Below are 6,000 nucleotides of genomic sequence, written 5' to 3'. Positions count from 1 at the left end.
CGAAAAGCTCGCGCTGGGCGTCCAGCACCTCGATGTAATCGGCAACGCCATTGCGGTAGCGCAGCTCGGCCAGTTCAGCCCGTTCCCGCTCCGCCTCCAGCGCGCGCCGCTGGGCATCGATCTGCGCGGCCAGCCAGCGGCGGGCCGCCAACGCGTCGGCCACTTCCCGAAAGGCGTTCTGGATGGTCAGTTCATAGTTGGCGACGGCGATGTTCCGCCGGGCGACAGCAAGGTCCAGATTCGCCTCGTTGCGGCCCGCATCGAAGATCGGCAGCGAGAGAATGGGGCCGAACGACCAGGTCTCGCCGTCATTGCCGAACAGCTCGTCCAACTCCGTACTGGCGAAGCCGAAGGAGCCGGTCAGCGAGATACGCGGCAGGAACGCCGCCCGCGCCGCGCCGATGTTGGCATTGGCGGACCGCAGCTCCTCCTCCGCCGAGAGAATGTCCGGCCGGTTGACCAGCAGGTCTGACGGCAGCCCGGCGCTGATCGTCTCGATGATGCCCTGCTCCGACAGGGGGCGCGGTGGCGGCAGGTCGGTTGGCACCGGCCCGCCGATCAGCACCTGCATGACATTCCGGTTCTGCGCGCGCTGGCGCTGAAGCGCGGCCAGCTCGGTTTCCGCCTGGGTGAGCAGGGTCTCGGTCTGGCGGTAATCGAGCGCCGAGGTCGCGCCCACCTCAAGCCGCAGGCGGGAGATCTCCAGCCCCTCGCGGCGGGCCCGAACGGTGCGCTCGGCAAGGGCGATGCGCTCTTCCAACTCGCGGTCCACCAGATAGACGGTTGCCACGTCGGCAATGAGGCTGAGCTGGAAAGAGCGCTGCGCCTCGATGGTGGCAAGGTAGGCGGCGCGGGCGGCTTCCGTCAGACTGCGGACCCGGCCCCAGAAATCCAGCTCGAACGACGAGACGTTGACGCCGATCTCATAGCGGTTGAGGGTGGTGGACGATGCCCCGCCAGGAATAACGCCGCCGCCGGGAACATCCCCCGTGCCGCCGGTCGTGCCGCCAAAACCCCCGCTCCCGGTATGGATGCGGCTGGCGCTGCCGCCAAGATTGAGGTTGGGCAGCTGGTCGGCGCGCTGGATGCGGTATTGCGCCCGCGCCTCCTCGATCCGCAGCACGGCCTGGCGCAGATCCCGGTTGTTCTCCAGCGCCAGGGCGATGAAGCGCTGGAGCCGAGGGTCCTTGAAGAAATCCCGCCAGCCGATTTGCGTCGCGGGCGGGCCGTCGGCCTCGGGGGCAAGATCAGCCGCGAAAGTGGATGTGGTCGGCATGGCGGGGCGCTGATACTCTGGCTCAAGCGAGCAGGCCGAGACGACCTGCGCCAACCCCAAAACAACCGATGCCGCCACCCTACGCATGGCCGCTCTCCCCCTCCGCCCGCGGCGCAGCCGGGCCTTGCGGCTTGGGACGGCGACTGAGCCAGCGCCGCACCGAGACGAAGAACACCGGGATGAGAAAAACGCCCAGCAAGGTTGCGCCGATCATGCCGCCCATCACGCCGGTGCCGATGGCGATGCGGCTGGCCGCACCCGCGCCGGTGCTGATGGCCAGCGGCAGCACGCCAAGGATGAAGGCCAGCGAGGTCATGATGATGGGGCGGAAGCGCAGGTGCACCGCCTCCAGCGTCGCCTCTTGGGTCGTGCGCCCCTGCGCTTCTAGATCCTTGGCGAATTCCACGATGAGGATGGCGTTCTTGGCGGCAAGGCCGATGATGGCGATGATGCCCACGTTGAAATAAACGTCGATGGGCAGGCCGCGCAGCAAGGCGGCCAGCAGCGCGCCGAGCACGCCGAGCGGCACGACGAGAATGACCGCGAAGGGGATCGACCAGCTCTCATAGAGTGCTGCCAGCACCAGGAACACGATGAGGATCGACAGGCTGAGGAGCGCCGGGATCTGCCCGGCCGACTGCTGCTCTTCATAGGAAATGCCGGTCCATTCATAGCCGAAGCCGGAGGGCAGCTGCCTGGCCAGCCGCTCCATTTCCGCCATGGCCTCGCCCGTGCTGTAGCCCGGCGCGGCGTTGCCCGAGATGTTGACGGCCGGATAGCCGTTGTAGCGGATGAGCTGGGGCGGGCCTGCCGTCCACTTCGCCGTGGTGAAGGCGGAGAAAGGCACCATCTCGCCGTCCTGGTTGCGGACACGCAGGTCGAGGATATCGGTCGGTGTCATGCGCTGGGCGGCCTCGGCCTGGAGGAGAACCCGCAGCACCCGCCCTTCCCGGTTGAAATCGTTGGCGTAGCCCGAGCCGAAGGAAATCGAGAGGGTGGCGTTGATGTCCCCGATGTTCACGCCCAGCGCGCGGGCGCGGATGCGGTCGACCACCACTTCCACCTGCGGGCTGTCCGGCAGGCCTTCCGTCCGCACGCCCGCCAGCACCGGGCTTTGCGCCGCCAGCCCCAGCAGCTGGTTCTGCGCCTCTATGAGCGCCTCGTAGCCCTGGCCTGCGCGGTCCTGCAGCCGGAAGGCAAAGCCGCTGGCGGTGCCGAGTTCGGGAATGGCGGGCGGGCTCAGCGCAAAGATGAGCGCCTGCTTGATTTGCGACAGCGCGGCCATGGCCTTGCCGGCGACGGTGGTGGCATGATTCTCCTCGCCCGGCCGGTCCTCCCACGGCTTCAGGTCGACGAACATCATGGCCGCGTTCTGGCCGCTGCCGAAAAAGCTGAAGCCCAGCACGGCGATGACGCCCTCCACCTGCGGCTGGGAGAGGTAATACTGCTCGGCCTGCTGCACCACCTCCAGCGTGCGTTGCTGGGTTGCGCCGGGCGGGGCCTGGATGACGGAGATGAGATAACCCTGATCCTCCTCCGGCAGAAAGCTGCCGGGAAGCGAGGTGAACAGGTAGGCGGCACCCGCCGTCAGCACGAGGAAGACGGCGATCCAGCGCAAGGGGCGGCGGATGAGGCGGGCGACCCGCCCCTCGTACCGCCCGGTGGTCCGCCCGAACCAGGCGTTGAAGCGGCCGAAGAACCCGTGCGGCTTGCCCCCTCCTGCGCCTTCTGCCTGCCCTGCGCCATGCGCGGCGGCCGGTTTCAGCAAAGTGGCGCACAGGGCGGGCGTCAGCGTGAGCGCCAGCAGCGCCGAGAAGGCGATGGAGAGCGCCAGCGTCACCGAGAACTGGCGATAGATGCCGCCCACCGTGCCGGGAAAGAAGGCCATGGGAATGAACACGGCCACCAGCACGAGGGTAATGCCGATGATCGCGCCGACGATCTGGCCCATGGCCTTGTAGGTGGCGTCCCTGGGCGATAGCCCCTCCTCGGCCATGATGCGCTCGACGTTCTCGATAACGACGATGGCATCATCCACCAGAATGCCGATGGCCAGCACCATGGCGAACAGGCTGAGCACGTTGATGGAATAGCCCAGCGCCGCCAGCCCAAGGCAGGCCCCCAGAAGCGCGACGGGCACCACGATGGTCGGGATGATGGTGGCCCGGAAGTTCTGAAGAAACAGGTACATCACCGCGAAGACGAGAACCATCGCCTCCACCAGGGTGTGCAGCACTTCCTCCACCGAGATCTGGATGAATGGGGAAGAGTCATAAGGCACCGACCAGCCCATATCGGTGGGGAACTCCTGCGCCAGTTCGGCCATGCGGCCTTTCACCGCTCGGGCGGTCGCCAGCGCATTGGCGCCGGTTGCCAGTTGCACGGCCATGCCCGCCATGGGCTTGCCATTAAGGCGGGACGTGGTCTCGTAACTGGCCGCGCCCAGCTCCACATCCGCCACGTCCGCCAGCCGCACGGCCGAGCCATCCGGGTTGGCGCGCAGGATGATCTCGCCGAACTGCTCGGGCGTTGAGAGCCGCCGCTGGGTGATGACCGTGGCGTTCAGCTGCTGGTTCGGCACGGCGGGCTGCGCGCCGATCTGGCCGCCCGGAGCCTGGGAGTTCTGCTCCTGCACCGCCGCCAGCGCCTCGGCAGGCGACATGGAGAAGCTGGCCAGCCGTTCGGGGTCGAGCCAGATCCGCATGGCATATTCCGACCCGAACAGGCGCACGTCGCCCACGCCCGGCACGCGCCGCAACTGGTCGATGATGCGGGTGTTGGCGTAATTGCCGAGGTCAAGCGCGCTGTGGGTGCCGCCCGGCGACGTGAGCGCGACGATCAGCAAAAAGCTGGACGTCGCCTGGTTCACCTGAATGCCCTGGCGGCGCACCTCCTCCGGCAGGCGCGCCTCGATGCGGCTGAGGCGGTTCTGCACCTCCATCTGGGCGACATCGATATCGGTGCCGCTCTCGAAGGTCACAGTGATGGAAACCGAGCCGGTGGAGGAGCTGGTGGAGGCCATGTATAAAAAGCCCTCGACGCCGTTCAGCTCCGGCTCGATCACGGCGGTGACGTTTTCCTCCAGCGTCTCGGCGTCTGCGCCGGGATAGGTGGCGGTGATGGTGAGCGACGGCGGCGCGACAGCCGGGTATTGCTCGATGGGCAGCGATCGCACGGCGAGCAAGCCGCCAATGGAGATCGCCAGCGCGATCACCCAGGCAAAGACGGGTCGGTCGATGAAAAACCTTGCCAACATTGGCGCTTCCCTGGGCTGATCCTTTTTACTGCCGGACGGGCGCAGCTCCCTGACCCTGCGCCTGATCCTGCCCCTGCCCGGCCGGCGGCGCAGCGGCGCCGGCCGGCTTGGCCTGCGCCTCCGTCACCTTCACGCGTGCACCCGGCTGCGCCTTCAGCAATCCCTCGACGATCACGCGCTCGCCGGGCTTCAGCCCCTCATTGATGATCCACCTGTCGCCCAGAAGGTCGCCAAGCCTGACCGGGCGCTGCATCACGACGTTGTTGTCGCCGACGATCAGAACCGAAGCGCTTTCGGCCGAGAGCTGAACCGCCTTCTGCGGCACGGTGATGCCGTTGGGGTTGGCGCCCACATCGACCCGCGCGCGCACGAACTCGCCCGGCAGCAGGATGCGCTCCTCATTGGGCACCACCGCGCGCAGGCTGACCGTGCCCGTGCTCGGATCGACCGCCATGTCGAGGAAATTGAGGCGACCCTGCTTGCCGTAGACGGTCCCGTCCTCCATCACGATGCTCACCTGGATCTGCTCCAGTTCCGGTGTCCTCAACCGTCCGGACTCGATATCCTTGCGGATCTGGAGGATCTTGCCGCTCGACTGGGAGAAGTTCACATAGATGGGGTCCAGCTGCTCGATGGTGGTCAGCAGCGTGCCCTGCGAGGCGCTGACCAGCGCGCCTTCCGTCACCTGGGCCCGGCCCGCGCGGCCGCTGATCGGCGCGGTGACCGTGGCATAGCCCAGGTCCAGCCGCGCCTGCTCCACCTGCGCCTCGGCGGATTCCACATCGGCCTGTGCCTGCGCCAGCCGAGCCTCGGCGGCATCGAATTCCTGCTTGCTGATGGCATTGCGCGCCACCAGCGGGCGGAAGCGCTCCACATCGCGTCGGGCGTTGGTGGCCTCGGCCTGCGCCCGGCGCAAGGCGGCGCGCGCGGCATCCAAGCGCGCCTTGAGCGGGCGGGGATCAATCTGAAACAGCACCGCGCCCGCCGCTACGTCCGTGCCTTCCTCGTAGAGACGCCGCTCCACAATACCATCGACGCGCGCCCGCACCTCGGCGGTTCGCACCGCTTGCAACCGGCCCGGCAGCTCCACGATGCTTGGAACCGGCTCGGGCTTGATAACCTGCACGACCACTTCAGGCGGCGGTGGCGCCGCCGTCTTCTGCTCTTCGCCGCAGGCTGCAAGCCCAATGCACAGCAAGCCCGCCAGCGCGGCCGGGCGGCTTTTCCGATCTATCACCAACCGACAACGCCACATTCGTGCCGTCTCCATAGCGTGCGAGACTCCTGGAGCGGCAAGCGCTGCCGGTGCCCGGTGGCCCGGTTCCATGCGCTCAGCCGTCGCCTGCCACACAAATGGCAAGGTCATTCGCGGGGAGGTTCCCCCGTGGTAACGTGTGAGCCGACGGAGCGATCCTTGCCGGGCGCGCGCCCGGCGTAGCGCTCAAGACGAGACGAAGCGGGGCCGTGA

Annotated in this window: 3 protein-coding genes (1 of these 3 only partly in view); all 3 read right to left on the bottom strand. The window is 67.6% G+C overall.

The window, feature by feature from the left end:
• Tightly spaced (at most 25 nt apart), the 3 genes in view from L0C21_RS15415 to L0C21_RS15405 form a layout consistent with a single transcriptional unit that may run on beyond the window.
• Positions 1 to 1,363 carry the 5' portion of an efflux transporter outer membrane subunit gene (locus L0C21_RS15415; protein ID WP_259279311.1) on the bottom strand. It extends 116 nt beyond the left edge of the window, so the window shows 1,363 of its 1,479 coding nt (coding positions 1-1,363); its start codon is at positions 1,361 to 1,363; its stop codon lies beyond the left edge, outside the window.
• Positions 1,356 to 4,532, bottom strand: a complete 3,177-nt coding sequence (locus tag L0C21_RS15410; RefSeq protein ID WP_310593403.1) for an efflux RND transporter permease subunit — start codon at positions 4,530 to 4,532, stop codon at positions 1,356 to 1,358. The genes L0C21_RS15415 and L0C21_RS15410 overlap by 8 nt, the downstream gene beginning before the upstream one ends.
• A 25-nt stretch (positions 4,533 to 4,557) precedes the next feature.
• Entirely contained in the window at positions 4,558 to 5,769 is a 1,212-nt protein-coding gene (locus L0C21_RS15405) for an efflux RND transporter periplasmic adaptor subunit (RefSeq protein WP_259279534.1), read from the bottom strand.
• Positions 5,770 to 6,000 lie beyond the last annotated feature (231 nt).

Source organism: Pedomonas mirosovicensis (assembly GCF_022569295.1).
In the GTDB taxonomy this organism is placed as follows: domain Bacteria; phylum Pseudomonadota; class Alphaproteobacteria; order Sphingomonadales; family Sphingomonadaceae; genus Pedomonas; species Pedomonas mirosovicensis.
Note: the sequence above shows the minus strand (reverse complement) of the source record. Positions and strands in the feature narration are given on the sequence as shown.